This window comes from Micromonospora sp. DT53, assembly GCF_049841535.1.
Classification (GTDB): domain Bacteria; phylum Actinomycetota; class Actinomycetes; order Mycobacteriales; family Micromonosporaceae; genus Micromonospora.
In genome coordinates, this window is record NZ_JBNCKM010000001.1 from 194,303 (window position 1) to 207,556 (window position 13,254).

General features: G+C 71.9%; 14 protein-coding genes and 3 pseudogenes. 11 read left to right on the forward strand and 6 right to left on the reverse strand.

Annotated elements, in window-relative coordinates; translation table 11 throughout:
- Window positions 1–85 precede the first annotated feature (85 nt).
- Window positions 86–1,231 carry a site-2 protease family protein gene (locus ACLQ3B_RS00995; protein WP_425776515.1) on the reverse strand — a complete coding sequence of 382 codons (1,146 nt, stop codon included), beginning with the start codon at window positions 1,229–1,231 and terminating at the stop codon, window positions 86–88.
- Between the two features lie 106 nt (window positions 1,232–1,337).
- On the opposite strand from ACLQ3B_RS00995, the gene ACLQ3B_RS01000 reads away from it, so the two are divergent.
- Window positions 1,338–1,619 carry a hypothetical protein gene (locus tag ACLQ3B_RS01000; protein ID WP_425778068.1) on the forward strand — a complete coding sequence of 94 codons (282 nt, stop codon included), beginning with the start codon at window positions 1,338–1,340 and terminating at the stop codon, window positions 1,617–1,619.
- Window positions 1,616–2,026, forward strand: a complete 411-nt coding sequence (locus ACLQ3B_RS01005) for a type II toxin-antitoxin system VapC family toxin (RefSeq protein WP_425778069.1) — start codon at window positions 1,616–1,618, stop codon at window positions 2,024–2,026. The genes ACLQ3B_RS01000 and ACLQ3B_RS01005 overlap by 4 nt, the downstream gene beginning before the upstream one ends.
- Window positions 2,027–2,167: 141 nt before the next feature.
- Here the strand turns inward: ACLQ3B_RS01005 and ACLQ3B_RS01010 are convergent.
- Window positions 2,168–2,287, reverse strand: a pseudogene (locus ACLQ3B_RS01010) (type II toxin-antitoxin system VapB family antitoxin); the annotation flags it as partial.
- 133 nt (window positions 2,288–2,420) lie between these two features.
- On the opposite strand from ACLQ3B_RS01010, the gene ACLQ3B_RS01015 reads away from it, so the two are divergent.
- Entirely contained in the window at window positions 2,421–3,242 is an 822-nt protein-coding gene (locus tag ACLQ3B_RS01015; RefSeq protein ID WP_425776517.1) for a hypothetical protein, read from the forward strand.
- Between the two features lie 97 nt (window positions 3,243–3,339).
- Here the strand turns inward: ACLQ3B_RS01015 and ACLQ3B_RS01020 are convergent, their stop codons facing one another.
- Both ACLQ3B_RS01020 and ACLQ3B_RS01025 read right to left on the reverse strand, forming a co-directional pair.
- Window positions 3,340–3,546, reverse strand: a complete 207-nt coding sequence (locus ACLQ3B_RS01020; RefSeq protein ID WP_425776518.1) for a DUF397 domain-containing protein — start codon at window positions 3,544–3,546, stop codon at window positions 3,340–3,342.
- Between the two features lie 14 nt (window positions 3,547–3,560).
- Window positions 3,561–4,175 (reverse strand): annotated as a pseudogene (locus ACLQ3B_RS01025) (DUF5753 domain-containing protein); the annotation flags it as partial.
- Here ACLQ3B_RS01025 and ACLQ3B_RS01030 point away from each other — a divergent pair.
- Window positions 4,173–4,273 (forward strand): annotated as a pseudogene (locus ACLQ3B_RS01030) (DivIVA domain-containing protein); the annotation flags it as partial. The pseudogenes ACLQ3B_RS01025 and ACLQ3B_RS01030 overlap by 3 nt on opposite strands.
- Window positions 4,262–4,519: a hypothetical protein gene (locus tag ACLQ3B_RS01035; protein ID WP_425777989.1), complete on the forward strand. Its 258-nt coding sequence runs from the start codon at window positions 4,262–4,264 to the stop codon at window positions 4,517–4,519. The pseudogene ACLQ3B_RS01030 and the gene ACLQ3B_RS01035, both read left to right, overlap by 12 nt.
- Before the next feature lie 8 nt (window positions 4,520–4,527).
- Here ACLQ3B_RS01035 and ACLQ3B_RS01040 read toward each other — a convergent pair whose 3' ends face one another.
- Window positions 4,528–5,382, reverse strand: coding sequence for an alpha/beta hydrolase (locus ACLQ3B_RS01040; RefSeq protein ID WP_425776519.1), 855 nt, complete (start codon window positions 5,380–5,382; stop codon window positions 4,528–4,530).
- Between the two features lie 179 nt (window positions 5,383–5,561).
- Here ACLQ3B_RS01040 and ACLQ3B_RS01045 point away from each other — a divergent pair, with 179 nt between their 5' ends.
- The 4 genes from ACLQ3B_RS01045 to ACLQ3B_RS01060 are packed head-to-tail and all read left to right on the forward strand — an operon-like array spanning window position 5,562 to window position 9,023.
- Entirely contained in the window at window positions 5,562–6,434 is an 873-nt protein-coding gene (locus ACLQ3B_RS01045) for an ABC transporter ATP-binding protein (protein ID WP_425777990.1), read from the forward strand.
- A gap of 1 nt (window position 6,435) precedes the next feature.
- A complete protein-coding gene (locus tag ACLQ3B_RS01050) occupies window positions 6,436–7,236 on the forward strand; it encodes an ABC transporter permease (protein WP_425776521.1) in 801 nt (266 codons plus the stop codon).
- 27 nt (window positions 7,237–7,263) lie between these two features.
- Window positions 7,264–8,394, forward strand: a complete 1,131-nt coding sequence (locus ACLQ3B_RS01055; RefSeq protein WP_425776523.1) for a sensor histidine kinase — start codon at window positions 7,264–7,266, stop codon at window positions 8,392–8,394.
- 5 nt (window positions 8,395–8,399) lie between these two features.
- Complete coding sequence (locus tag ACLQ3B_RS01060; RefSeq protein WP_425777991.1) at window positions 8,400–9,023, forward strand: response regulator; 624 nt, start codon at window positions 8,400–8,402, stop codon at window positions 9,021–9,023.
- Between the two features lie 16 nt (window positions 9,024–9,039).
- Here ACLQ3B_RS01060 and ACLQ3B_RS01065 read toward each other — a convergent pair whose 3' ends face one another.
- Window positions 9,040–9,948, reverse strand: a complete 909-nt coding sequence (locus ACLQ3B_RS01065) for a L,D-transpeptidase (protein ID WP_425776525.1) — start codon at window positions 9,946–9,948, stop codon at window positions 9,040–9,042.
- A gap of 190 nt (window positions 9,949–10,138) precedes the next feature.
- Here ACLQ3B_RS01065 and ACLQ3B_RS01070 point away from each other — a divergent pair, with 190 nt between their 5' ends.
- Window positions 10,139–11,788: a hypothetical protein gene (locus ACLQ3B_RS01070; RefSeq protein ID WP_425776527.1), complete on the forward strand. Its 1,650-nt coding sequence runs from the start codon at window positions 10,139–10,141 to the stop codon at window positions 11,786–11,788.
- Window positions 11,788–13,251, forward strand: a complete 1,464-nt coding sequence (locus tag ACLQ3B_RS01075; protein WP_425776529.1) for an NADH-ubiquinone oxidoreductase-F iron-sulfur binding region domain-containing protein — start codon at window positions 11,788–11,790, stop codon at window positions 13,249–13,251. Before ACLQ3B_RS01070 ends, ACLQ3B_RS01075 begins: the two co-directional genes overlap by 1 nt.
- Window positions 13,252–13,254 lie beyond the last annotated feature (3 nt).

Genomic DNA, 13,254 nt, shown 5'->3' on the forward strand with positions numbered 1-13,254 from the left:
TCCCCGTCCTGTCCGCCCCTCAAGCCCTTGTTGATCATGAAGTTATTGCCACTTTCATCGGCGTGTCGTGGCAATAACTTCATGATCAACGGGGCTGGGTGGGGGTGGGGGTGCGGAGGGTGCTGCGTTGGACGGCTCGGCTTATGTCGCTGGGGGAGACGATTCCGGTGAGGTGGCCGTCTTCGGACACCACCAGGGCTCGGCCGTCGGCGCACTCGCTGAGCCGGGGGAGTAGGTCGTTGAGCTGTTCACCGGGCTGGGCCAGCACCAACTGGTCGGCTCGGCAGGCCACCTCGGCCAGCGTGGTCGACGCCCGCCGCTCGGGCGGTACGCCCCGCACCCGGTCGACGGTGACCAGGCCGGTCGGCCGACCGTCCTCGGTCAGCGGCAGCGCCGAATGCCGGTACGCGAACAGGTAGTGGTCGACGAAGTCCGCGACAGTCATCTCCGCCGAGGCCGTCTGCGGTTGCGCGGTCATCACGTCGCCCACCCGAATCCCGCGCAGCGCGGTGCCGGTGCGGGCCTGCCGCTCCTCCATCCCGGCCGCGCCGATCAGGAACCAGCCGATCAGCGCCAGCCAGAGCCCGCCGAAGCCGACGCCGGACAGGAACTGCCACAGGCCCAGGCCGATCAGCAGCACGCCCAGCACCCAGCCGGCCCTGGCGGCGACCACTGACGCTCGGGTCCGGTCGCCGGTGGCCTTCCAGACCGCGGCGCGCAGCAACCGACCACCGTCCAGGGGTGCGGCCGGCAGCACGTTGAAGATGGCCAGCAGCACGTTGATGCCCGCCAGCCACGCCACCGCCCCGAACAACAGCCCGCCCTGCCCGGCCAGCGCGAGCAGCGCCGCGATGGCACCGAAGAACGCCCCGATCAGCAGGCTGACCAGTGGGCCGACGCCGGCGATGCGCAACTCCGCGCCCGGGTCACGCGGCTCGCCCCGCAACTCGGCGACGCCGCCGAACAGCCACAGCGTGATGCCGTCGACCGTCAGCCCGTTGCGCTTGGCCACCACCGCGTGCGACACCTCGTGGGCGAGCAGGCCGACGAAGAAGACCACCGCCGCGGCCAGCCCGGCGATCACGTACGCCACGGGGGCGCGGTCGGGGTACGAGCGGGGGAACTGGTTCGCGGCCAACCCCCACGCGATCAACGCGAAGATGACCAGCACGCTCCAGTTGACGCCGACCGGCACCCCCGCGACCCGGCCAAGCCGGAAACTGGCCCTCATCTCACCGCGATACCCCAGGCGGGCCCGGCCATGCCAAACCCGGCTGAGCCGGACACGCGACGCTGTCATCCTCAGTGCCTGAGTATGCAGCGGGTAGGCTCAGAGTATGACTCGCCGCATCACCATCAGCCTGCCCGACGACGTGGCCGCGTACGTGGAGCGCACGCAGGGCAACACGTCGGGCTTCATCACCGGGATCCTGCGCCGGAAGATGCGTGCCGACAGCCTTCGTGTCCGATGGGCGCAACTCGGCTACGTGGTGACCGACGAGGATATCGAGCGGACCCGTTCGCACCTCGCCGCACGAGCGCCGATCAGCGACGAACAGCACGCCCGCAACACCGAGTGGCTGCGCCAGTTCGACCAGGACGGGTCGGCCACCGCGTGAACGGTCTTGTCCTGGACACGACCGCCCTCCTCGCCTACGCCTCCGGCGCGAGCATCGAGCCGGGGGCGATCCTGACCCTCGCCGAGGAGGACCCGGAGCAGGAGGTGTGGATTCCGGCACTCTGCCTGGGGCAGGCCCAGTTGGAGGTGGCTGGCACACCAGCCGGTCACCTGCTCGACCTGCTTCTCAGCGAGGAGCGGGACATCAAGGTAGCGGTGTACGACGCGCCGACCAGCCGGCGGGTGGCCCGGATTGCAGCCCGGTTCGACGTGCCCCTGGACGTCGCTCACGCCGTGGCGACCGCGGTTTTGTACCGCTGTTACCTGGTCACCCGTGATCCCAAACGGGTCGCCCCAGCCGCGCCGCCCGATCTGGAGATCCTCGACATCTCCCTGGGCTGGGGCTGAGCCAGCGTCCCGGACGGTGGTGAGTTCGCTCCCGTTCGGCTGTGGCGGCGCGCCGCACACCGCGAGCCGACTTCGGTCGGACAGTTCGCCGAGCACCGGAGCCACACTGGGCTTGAGCCAGTCGGCGAACTGCCGCCGCTTCTCCCGGTCAATGACAGCCTTGAGGGCGGCGCTGACGGTTGTCTTCCTCCTCGCGGTGCCGAGGATCTTGCTGGCCTCGGCGAGTAGTTCGTCATCAACATCAAGGATCGTCCGGCTCACGGGTGCCTTCTCGGGTAGGCGATGCTCCAGCCCAACGACCAGAGTTCCCTCAACGAAGTGGCAGGTTAGCGCCGGGGTCCGGACCGGAATGCTCCGGACCAGCCGGTGTGTCTCCGGATCCCAGATCCGGACGGTGCACGACTCGGACGCCTTCGCCGCCGGGGCCGACGCAGCTGTGGCCGCGCTTGCCCCGCATGCCCGCGCCGACGGGCCGACGGGCCGGGCGCGACTGAGTCGGGCCGTGCTGCGCGAGGCGCTGACCAGCTACGCCCGGACCGGCGCGAGCGACCTGCGGGAGTTCATCGCGTTGCTCGGTGCCCTTCCCGAGGGTGTCAGTCAGCTCGACGAAGGCGTCAAGATCGGCGCGAAGATGGCTCAGTTGCTGACCGCGGCCATGGTCAACGATCCGCTGTTCGGCGGCAACGGCACCGTCGTCGACCCCGGGGAGCTGCTCACCCCACCGCCCGGATTTCGAGCCCGCATCTCGGTGGTCAGCTTTGTGGGGCTTCCCGACGACCAGCAGCGGCAGACCTTCGTGAACCAACTGCAACTCGCCCTGTTCGAGTGGATCAAGCGGAACCCAACGGGGGACTTCTTCGGCCTGCTCACGAGCAGGACTCAGATTGATGCGGCACAGGAGATGGCGCGGGCGAAGGGCAGCCTTCTCAGTGACGTTGGTCGACTCGCCACCGGCCAGTTCTACGCCGCCGTCGCTGGTGGCGAGTTCGTCAAGATGCAGGCGCCGATTTGCCTCAGTCACCACCCGAAGAGCCCGCTGAGCAATGAGCAGGTCATCGATCGGGCAAACCGCGGAGTGGCTGACCCGGCTCGAGCCGTGAGCGTGCCTGTCTGTCGTAGCTGCCGCAGGATGGCCGAGATTAGGTGTGGCGGGGCGCCAACGAGCGTGATGACACGCAGGCGCCAATATGCCTCAGAGTCATCACGCTCAAAGTGAACAATGTAGACGCGGTCTCCGGGCAGAGTTGGCGTCGCTGGCTGGGCAAGCGCGGAAAGGGGATGCCGACAGGCGGCATCCCCGCTAAAGGCTGGCGTCAGTTGCCGAACGTCTCCTGCTTGACGCTCCCGACGAAGGTCGACCATGCGCTTGGGCCGAACGTCAGCACCGGGCCGGCTGGATCCTTGCTGTCGCGCAACCCGACGAGGCCGGACATGCTGTCAGCTACCTCGACACAGTCGCCGGAGCCGTTGCTGCGGGTGCTCTTCCGCCAGGTCACGCGGGCCGTGTCGATCTCTTCCACCGCGCGCCGTCCTCTCATCGCTCGTCGATCGCCCCCTGGATCAGGTCGCGCGACTTGCGAGCGCTGGCGGTGGCGACCAGGTGGTCGAAGATGCGGCTGTATTCCCTGACCTGTTGGCCTTCGAGGTAGAGGCTACCGGCGCGGGTCTCGATATAGACCACCCCGGGGTCGGCCGGCTCGGGAAACGCGAGGATGCTGAACGCGCTGCCCATCGAGCCGTATTCGCCGGCGCCGAAGGTCAGGATCTGGACGCTGTTGCCGGGCCGCTCCGCCTCGTCGGCCAGTCGGCGCAACTGCGCCTTGAATGCCTCCGCTCCACCGATCGGTCGCCGTAGCGCAGCCTCGTCCAGCACCACCCACAGCTTCGGCGGGCTGTCGCTCGCCTGGCGGCGCATCCGCAGTTCCACGCGGCGATCCACCTCGTCGGTGGGAGCGTCGGGGTGCTCGGCCCGGATCACGGCGCGGGCGTAGTCGGCGGTCTGGAGTAGACCCGGGATCAGTTGCGGCTGGAAGGCGTGGATCTCCGACGCTTCGGCCTCCAACCCGACGTAGACCTCGAACCAGTCCGGCAGCACGTCGTCGTACGCCTGCCACCAGCCGCGCTTGCGGGCGTCCCGGGCGACCTGAGCCGTCGGGAGACCGAGCGGGTCAAGGATGCGCTGCGCCAGTGGCAGTCGGCGCAGGCCCGCGCCCGCAACGAGCGGAGCCAGGGCCGATGAGCGAACGCTGGGTAATCCATCTACCCGTCGTCGCCGGTGACCTGCTGTCCGCCCAGCGGCTCGCCCGAGTGGTCGCGCACTGGGCACACGTCCTGCCGCAGCTCGACCCTGGGGGCACCACCGTCTCGGCCGAGGACGACCAGAACGTACGCCACTGGGTCTTCTGCGACCGGACTCTGCCCGAGGGGCGGCGCTGTCTCCTGCGGGCCGACCACGACGGTGCCTGCTCGCGGCGGATGATGAGACGGCGATGACTAGCGGTTCAGCGGCGGGGGGTTTCGCTGGCGATGGTCATCTCCCGAGGTAGGGCCGCCGCGCGCAGCGCCCAGTCCAGCGCGTAGTCGGCGATCGGCTCCCAGCCGTCCTGCGCGACCGTGAAGTGTGATCGGCCGGGAAACTGCTCGTACGCGGTGAGGGCGCGGGACTTCTGATAGAGCCCGGCGTTGGCGCGGACCACCGACGCCGGCACCACGTGGTCGTCCTCGCCGGCCATCAGCAGCAGCGGTGCCCTGTCGTTACGTCCGAAGTCGACCCGGGCCGGCGAGCGCGGGTCGAGGTTGGCGAACGCGCCCTCGAAGAAGACACGTCCGGCGCCGGGGACGGCGTAGCGCTGCCAGGCCCGGTCGGAGTCCTCGCGGCTCATCGTGTTGCCGAAGGTGTAGGCGAAGTCGTCAGGGGTGAACGGGACGGCCTTGTTCCGGTTGGCGGGGTTGCGCAGGATCGGGAAGCCCGAGCGCAGCTGACTCAGCGGCACCTTGAGCACGCCCTTCACCGCCGAGGGGTGCACTCCGACCGCGGCGGCGCCGAGGCCCCGGTCGACGAGAATTTGGGCGAACAGGCCGCCGAACGAGTGCCCCATGATGATCGGCGGTCGGGGCAGCGCCCGGATGATCCGGTCGTAGTGCGCCACGATGGTGGCGATGCTCTGCTCGGCGATCGGGCCGGGATCGTCGCGCAACTGCTCCACGGACCGGTCCATGTCGGGCCAGGCGGGGGCGATGACGTGCATGCCACGCTCGGTGTACCGCTGGGCCCACCCCTCCCAGCTGCGCGGCGTCATCCAGAGCCCGTGGATCAGCACGACCGTGTCGACCTGACCCTGCGGCGTGGCACCCATCGCGTCCTCCCGGTGTCGCGGCGTTCGGCCCGGCGGTTACCCGCTGCCGGGGCGGGAAACCCTCCGGGAACAAGAGCCCCTGACAAATGTCACGGTCGGGGCGTGACGACCGCTCCGGGCATCGGGGTACGCGCTGCCGGAGCATCATTCGCATGACCAGTACGCATCCGGCTGTCGAGTTGGACGGCCTCACCAAGAGCTTCGGCGCGGTCACCGCGGTCGACGGGTTGAGCCTACGGGTGCAGCCCGGCGAGGTGGTGGCGTTCCTCGGCCCGAACGGCGCGGGCAAGACCACCACCATCGACATGATGCTCGGGCTGTCCCGCCCGAACACCGGCACCGTCCGGGTCCTCGGCGGCACCCCGGACGAGGCGGTGGCCCGAGGTCGGGTCGCCGCGGTACTCCAGACCGGCGGCCTGCTCAAGGACCTCACCGTGGGCGAGACGGTGCGGATGACCTCCCACTTCTACCGGCACACCCGCCCGGCGGCGGAGGTGCTGGAGCGGGCCGGCATCACCGACATCGCCGACCGGGTGGTCGGGCGCTGCTCCGGTGGTCAGCAGCAACGCCTGCGCTTCGCGTTGGCCCTGTTGCCGGACCCGGACCTGATGGTGCTCGACGAGCCGACCACCGGCATGGACGTCGAGGGCCGGCGGGACTTCTGGCAGGCCCTGCGCCGCGACGCCCGGCGCGGACGGACCGTCATCTTCGCCACCCACTACCTGGACGAGGCGGACGCGTACGCCGACCGGATCGTGCTGGTCCGGCAGGGACGCATCGTCGCCGACGGCACCACCGCCGAGATCAAGAACCTGGCCGCCGGCCGTACGGTGCGGGCCACCCTGCCCGGCGCCGACCAGGCCGCCCTCGCCGCGCTGCCCGGCGTGGACGCCGTGGAGGTGCGCGGCGACACCGTGCTGGTGCGGACCGGCGACTCGGACGCGATCGCCCGGCATCTGCTGACCCGGACCGCTGCCCGGGACGTCGAGATCACCTCCCGCAACCTTGAGGACGCCTTCCTCGCCCTGACCACCGCGCAGACCGGAGCCTGAGATGACCACCTCCACCCCCACCCGCGCCGGTGTCACGGAGCCGGACCGTCGGCTGCCCGCACTGGGCGGGTTCGCCCCGGGCGCCCTGCTCATCGAGCTGCGCCGGGTGCTGCGCAACCGCCGTACCCTCGCCTTCACGCTGATCATGCCGGGCGTCTTCTTCCTCATCTTCGGGCTGCCGCAGGGCGGGCAGTCGCTGGACAACGGTCGTCCGGTGACGGCGTACGTCATGATCAGCCTGGCCGTGTACGCGGCCATGGTGGCGACCACGAGCGTCGGTGGCGCGGTGGCCACCGAGCGGGCGCTGGGTTGGAGCCGGCAGCTACGGCTCACCCCGCTACGCCCGGCGGCGTACGTGGCGACCAAGCTGATCACCGCGATGAGCCTCGGTCTGCTCGCGGTCGTCATCGAGTTCCTGGTGGGTGCGGTGGCCGGCGTCCGCGTCCCGGCGTACGTCTGGCTGCTCTCCGGGCTCGCCGCCTGGGTCGGCTCGTTGGTCTTCGCCGCGTTCGGTCTCTTCATCGGCTACCTGGCGCCGGCTGAGAACGTCATGCAGATCATCGGCCCGGTGTTGGCGGTGCTGGCCATGTTCGGCGGGCTGTTCGTCCCGGTGGAGGTGCTGCCGGACGTGCTCCAGCAGGTCGCGAAGTTCACCCCGGTGTACGGCATGGGTGTGCTGGCCCGCGCCCCGCTGACCGGTGACGGGGTGAGCATGGCGGCGGTGGCCAACCTGGTCGTCTGGGCGCTGCTCTTCGGCGTCGGCGCGGCCCGGCTGTTCCGCCGGGACACCGCGCGGGTCTGACCGGGCCGGGCCGATAGCGTGAACCCGATGGACCTCTCGACCGGGCAACACTGGCCGGTGAGCCGCCACTGGCGGGTCACCGGCTGGCTGCTGGCCGCCGTCTGGCTGTTCTTCCTCAACGTGCCGCTCGCCACCGCGCTGCACCAGCCGGAGCCGTGGCGGCGGGTCCTCGGTGTGGCGGCCCTGGTCGTCTTCAGCGTCGGTTACGTGCTGCTGTTCCAGTGGGCCCGCAAGCTGCGCCAGGCCATACTGCCGATCCCGGCGGGCCGGGCGCGGGCCGGGCTGGCGCTGCTGCTCGCGGTGGGCCTGGCCAGTCTCCCGGGCACCGGCGGGGACTGGCTGGCCACCCTGGTCTACGTGGCCGCGGCGGCGGTGTTCCTGCTGCCACCGTGGGAGTCGTTGGTCGCCGTGGTGCTCTGCGCCGTGACCCCCGTGCTGGCGTCCTGGCTGGTGCCGGGGTGGGAGGCGGAGAACGGCATCGTCTTCGCGGTGCTGCTCGCCTCGTTCGCCATGTTCGGGGTGTCCCGGCTGGCCCAGCGCAACAGCGAACTCCGGGCCGCCCAGCAGGAGATCGGTCGGCTCGCGGTCGCCGAGGAGCGGGCCCGCGCCGCCCGCGACCTGCACGACATCCTCGGGCACTCGCTGACCGTGGTGGCGATCAAGGCCGAGTTGGCCGGGCGTCTGATCGAGGTCGACCGGGAGCGGGCCGCCACCGAGATCGCCGAGGTGGAGGCGCTGGCGCGGGCCGCGCTGGCCGACGTACGACAGACGGTCGGGGCGTACCGCGAGGTCAGCCTCGCCGCGGAGCTGGCCGGCGCCCGGTCGGCGTTGGCCGCGGCGGGTATCGCGGCCGACGTGTCGACCGAGGTGCCGGCCCTGCCGGAGGAGTGGGACCGGTTGTTCGGCTGGACGGTACGGGAGGGTGTGACGAACGTGGTCCGGCACAGCGGGGCGCGGTGCTGCGTGATCCGGGTGCACCCGGATCGGGTCGAGATCAGTGACGACGGTCGTGGCCCGTCCACTCCCGACGCGAACGGGCACGGGCTGGTCGGCCTGCGGGAGCGGGCGCGGCGGCTGGACGCGGTGGTGACCGTGGGTCGTCGACCGGCGGGTGACGGTTTTCTGCTGCGGGTGCACGCGCCGGCGGAGGCCCGGTGAGCGCCATGCCCACGCCGATCCGGCTGCTGCTCGCCGACGACCAGGCGCTGGTCCGGGGTGCGCTGGCCGCCCTGCTCTCGCTGGAGGAGGACCTGACCGTTGTCGCCGAGGTCGGCCGGGGCGACGAGGTGGTGCCCGAGGCCCGACGCAGTGGCCCCGACGTCGCTCTGCTGGATGTGGAGATGCCCGGCCTGGACGGGATCGCCGCCACCACGGCGTTGCGGGCCGCGCTGCCGACCTGCCGGGTGCTTGTGGTGACCACCTTCGGCCGACCCGGCTACCTGCGCCGGGCGATGGAGGCCGGTGCGAGCGGTTTCGTGGTCAAGGACACGCCGGCCCGGCAGCTCGCCGACGCGGTCCGCCGGGTGCACGCCGGCCTGCGGGTGGTCGACCCGACGCTGGCCGCGGAGACCCTGGCCGCCGGGGTCAGCCCGCTGACCGAGCGGGAGACCGAGGTGTTGCGGACCGCCCGCGGCGGCGGCACGGTCGCCGACCTGGCCCGGGCGCTGCACCTGTCCGAGGGGACGGTACGCAACCACCTGTCGGCGGCGATCGGCAAGACCGGTGCCCGGAATCGGGCCGACGCGATCCGGGTCGCCGAGCGGAACGGCTGGCTGCTGGGCGAGTGACAGTGCGCGGCTGCGCTCAGGCGGTCGGCGGCGGGGCGGCCAGTTGGTCGACCACGACGACGCTGCTGCCGGGGCGGACCTCGGCGAGCAGTTCCCGCTGACCGCTGCGGGTCAGCCGGATACAGCCGTTTGTGGTGTTCTCGCCCAACTCGTCGTCGTCGTGCCAGCTGTGCACCCCGATGTGTGCGCCCTGCAGCCCGGACGGCACCGACTCCGGGTCGTCGGGCACCGAACCGAGGGCGTAGATGTCCACCCCGCCGTAGACCTCCTCCGGCGGTGGGGTGCGGCCCAGGATGAAGGTCCGCCCGAGTGGAGTCTCCTGACCCGACTGGCCGAGGCTGACCTCCCAGGAGCGCACCGCCTTGCCGGCCCGGTACCAGGTGAGTCGGTGGACCTTGCGTTCGACCACGATCTGGTCGCGCAGCGGCACCGTTTCGAACCCGCCGGGAGGCAGCCAGGCGAGCCGTCGGTTGGCCGAGGGCAGCAGGACTGCGGTCCAGCCGGCACGCCGCTGGGCGATCGGCATGGTCAGCTCGACACCACGGATCGCCGGTTCGAGGAAGGCGCGGGGACGACCACCGGGCGCGTCGTACGCGGCGAGGCGTCTGGTCGGGTGCGCGCCGTCGGTCAGTGGCGTGACATCCGTGCTGGCCGGATCGGCGGGGAACCCACCGGGTGCGGGGTCGTAGTCGACCACCGGCAGCCCGTCCGGGGCGGGCGCGGCCGGGGGGATCGACTCCTCCGGGGTCTGCTCCACACTGCTCGGAGTCGGGTCGGCCACCACGTTGCGGTCGTCGGGGGCCGTCGAGCTCGGGGTGAGAGCCTGGCCGACCAGCAGCGCGGTCACCAGCAGCGCGGGTACGCCGACGGCGGCGGCCACCCAGACGCCGCGACGACGGTACGGAGTCTTTCGGTCAAACGGCACGAAACCACTCTAAGGTGGCCGATGCTTCGGGACCCCCGCTTCGGCGAGAACCGCCGTCCAGATCGGTGGGTGGGAGCGGCAAGAACGCACGGTTGCGCCCCTCGGTTCGATTTCGGTCCGGAAATTTCCGTCGGCGGGTGATCCGCGCGCCCCGCCGGTCCGTACTGGATGGGGGAGCAGGGGTCGGCCGGTGGTGCGCCGCCGCGAGACGATCGAGGAGCAGATGGCCCGGGCACAGCAGGACAAGAAGGCGGCGACCGTCCGGACCAGCGCCAGCAGTCGGGGGGTGCGCACCCCGTCCCGGTCGGCGAGCACCCTGCTGATCGCGTCGGTGCTCGCCGCGCTCTGGGCGGCGGTCATGCTGACCGGCGTCGGCCAGACGGCGTACGCGTACGGCTTCTTCTTCACCGAGTTCTTCGCCGGGGTGGTCTCCCTGGTGACGTTGAGCCTCACCGTGATGCTCGGACTGCTCGCCACCGACCGGCTCGTGCTGCGCATCCCGCACCGGGTGCTGATGCAGTCGGCGCACCGGGCCACAGGCGTGCTGGGCGTGGCCGGGCTCGGCTTCCACGTCCTCACCAAGATCGCCACCGGGCGGGCGGCCGCGACCGACGCGCTTGTGCCGTTCGTCGGCGGCCGGGGGCTCTACGTCGGGCTCGGCACGGTGGCCGCGCTGCTGATGGTCAGCGTGATCTGGACCGGCATCGTCCGGGCCCGCTTCGCCGATGTCGGTCCGAAGTGGCTGTGGCGCACGCTGCACTCCACCGCGTACCTGGCCTGGCCGTTCGCTGTCTTTCACGGCCTCAACGCCGGTCGGGCCGCAGCGCCCTGGGTGATGTTCAGCTACCTCGGCTGCATCTTGCTGGTGGTGCTTGCCCTGCTGGTCCGGTTCTCGGTCACCATCGGTCGGCGCAGCCGCGAGCAGCACCAGGCCGCGGTGCGCAACGCGGTGATGGTCGGCCGGGCCGAGGAGGCGAAGACCGCCCGATCGCTGCTGGCCGGGTTGGGTCGGCGCAGCAAGGCCGCCGACAAGCGTCCCGCCTGGGCGGAGACCACCACCGCCACCTGGGCCGCGCCGGCGGCCCGGCGTGACCCCGAACGGTTCACCGTCCCGGTGGTGCCCGAGCCCGGTTCCCTCGTCGAGCCGACCCGGCCGAGCCGACGTCGGCGGGAGGAGGAGCCGGCGGCCCGCCGCGACACCGAACGATCCTCGCGCAGCAGGCGCGCCGAGGAGACCACGACCAGCCGATCGGCCCGCCGCAGCGTGGAGGAGACCGGCACCCGCCTGCGCGACGAGGAGGAGTTGGAGCCGGTGACCCGGCGGCGCGGCTCCCGTACCCGGGACGAGGCCGTTCCCACCGGCCGGCGCCGCGCCGACGAGCCGGCCGCCGAGCGGTCCCGTCGCCGGTCCCGCAGCGAGGACGACGGCAGCCGCTACTCGGCGCCGCCGCAGTCCACCCTCGACGAGGCAGAGGAGCCGTGGGACAGCCCGCGCCGGTGGCAGGCCGACGAGCCGATCTCCGCCGGCCCGATCTCCGTCGAGCCGATCTCGGTCGGCCCGGTCTCCAGCAGCCCGATCTCGTCGGCGCCGCGCAGCGGCAGCGGCCGGCACAGCATCGAGGACGACCTGCCCGAGGAGCCGGACTACTGGCGCCCGCCGGCCCGCTACGTGCCGGACGAGGTGCCGCCGCCCGTCGACGACACGCCGACCCTCGTCGACCTGGCGTCCCGCCGCGCTCGACGGGCAGCCGGCGAGGGCCGGTCCGCCAAGCGCCGCAAGGCCAGCCCCGACGCGGTGGACGGGGCGTACTGGGCCGGGCTGCGGGGTGAGGCGAAGTGATGCGGACCGCCGTGCCACCGGTCGCCTGCGTGGGCGAGCCGCGGCTCACCGCCGGCTTCGCCGAGTACGGCCGGCTCGACCTGCTCGCGCACGAGGAGGTGCACGGACCGATCGGCCCGATGGAGCCGGCGCAACTGCTCCAGCTCGCCGAGGGCATGCAGCTCAAGGGCAAGGGCGGGGCCGGGTTCCCGTTCGCCCGCAAACTGCGCGCGGTGCTGGAGTCCTGCAAGCGGCAGGACCTCGCCGCCGTCGTGGTGGTCAACGCCACCGAGGGGGAGCCGGCCAGCTGGAAGGACAAGGTGCTGCTGACCCGCGCCCCGCACCTGATCCTGGACGGCGCGGCGCTGGCCGCGTACGCGCTGGACGCCGACGAGATCGTGATCGGCGTGGCGGACGACGGGGTCGGCCGGGACTCGCTGATGGAGGCCCTCGACGAGCGCCGGATGCCGGTGCAGACGACAATCGTCACCGTGCCGCACCGGTTCATCTCCGGCGAGGGTGGCGCACTTGTCAACGGGATCAACGGGCTGCCGCACATCCCGCCGGGCACCAAGAAGCGTTCCAGCGACTCCGGGGTCAGCGGCCTGCCCACCCTGCTGTCCAACGCCGAGACGTACGCCCAGCTCGCCGTCGGCGCCCGACTGGGCCCGTACGAGTACGCGGCGCTCGGCACCGACGACGAGCCGGGCACCGTGCTGCTCACCGTGACCGGCGCGGCGGGCCGACCGGCCGTGGTGGAGTGCACCGCCGGCATGCCGCTGCGCGACGTCCTCGATCTCTGCGAGGTGCCGGACGTCCAGGGCATCCTGATGGGCGGCTACCACGGCAAGTGGATCACCCCGGAGGCGGCGGAGAAGGCCGAGGTGTCCCGCAAGGGCCTGGCCGCGGTCGGCGGCACCCTCGGCGCGGGCATCATCGTCCCGCTCGGTGTCGACACCTGCCCGCTCGGTGAGGCCGCCCAGGTGGTGCGGTACCTGGCTGGTGAGTCCGCCGGCCAGTGCGGTCCGTGCAAGATGGGCCTGCCCGACCTGGCCCGCGCGGTGGACCTGGCCGTCGCCGGCAGCCAACCGGCAGACGTGGTGCGCGCCGCCGCCGGTGAGGTGAAGGGCCGGGGCGCGTGCAGCCACCCGGACGGCACCGCCCGGTTCGCGCTCTCCGCGATCGAGGTCTTCACCGAGGACCTGCGGCTGCACAGCACCGGCGACGGCTGTGGCCGACGGGTCAAGGGCGTGATGGGGCTGCCGGGCGCACCCGACGCGAACCCGCAGAAGCTCACCCTGGACTGGTCGCGCTGTGACGGGCACGGGCTGTGCGCACACGTCGTACCGGACTTCATCCGGCTCGACGCGAACGGATATCCCGCCTTCCCCGCCACCCCGGTGCCGACCTGGCTGCGGGAGGGCGCGCTGAAGGCGGTCAAGGTCTGCCCGGAGCTGGCGCTGCGACTCGCCAAGGCCGAGTAGGAA

Excerpts from the sequence above, each read along its gene's own strand:
- ACLQ3B_RS01075 (WP_425776529.1), top strand. The coding sequence starts at position 11,788 with ATGCGGACCGCCGTGCCACCGGTCGCCTGCGTGGGCGAGCCGCGGCTC.
- ACLQ3B_RS01035 (WP_425777989.1), top strand. The coding sequence starts at position 4,262 with ATGAGCGAACGCTGGGTAATCCATCTACCCGTCGTCGCCGGTGACCTG.
- ACLQ3B_RS01000 (WP_425778068.1), top strand. The coding sequence starts at position 1,338 with ATGACTCGCCGCATCACCATCAGCCTGCCCGACGACGTGGCCGCGTAC.
- ACLQ3B_RS01060 (WP_425777991.1), top strand. The coding sequence starts at position 8,400 with ATGCCCACGCCGATCCGGCTGCTGCTCGCCGACGACCAGGCGCTGGTC.
- ACLQ3B_RS01040 (WP_425776519.1), bottom strand. The coding sequence starts at position 5,382 with ATGGGTGCCACGCCGCAGGGTCAGGTCGACACGGTCGTGCTGATCCAC.
- ACLQ3B_RS01055 (WP_425776523.1), top strand. The coding sequence starts at position 7,264 with ATGGACCTCTCGACCGGGCAACACTGGCCGGTGAGCCGCCACTGGCGG.
- ACLQ3B_RS01050 (WP_425776521.1), top strand. The coding sequence starts at position 6,436 with ATGACCACCTCCACCCCCACCCGCGCCGGTGTCACGGAGCCGGACCGT.
- ACLQ3B_RS00995 (WP_425776515.1), bottom strand. The coding sequence starts at position 1,231 with ATGAGGGCCAGTTTCCGGCTTGGCCGGGTCGCGGGGGTGCCGGTCGGC.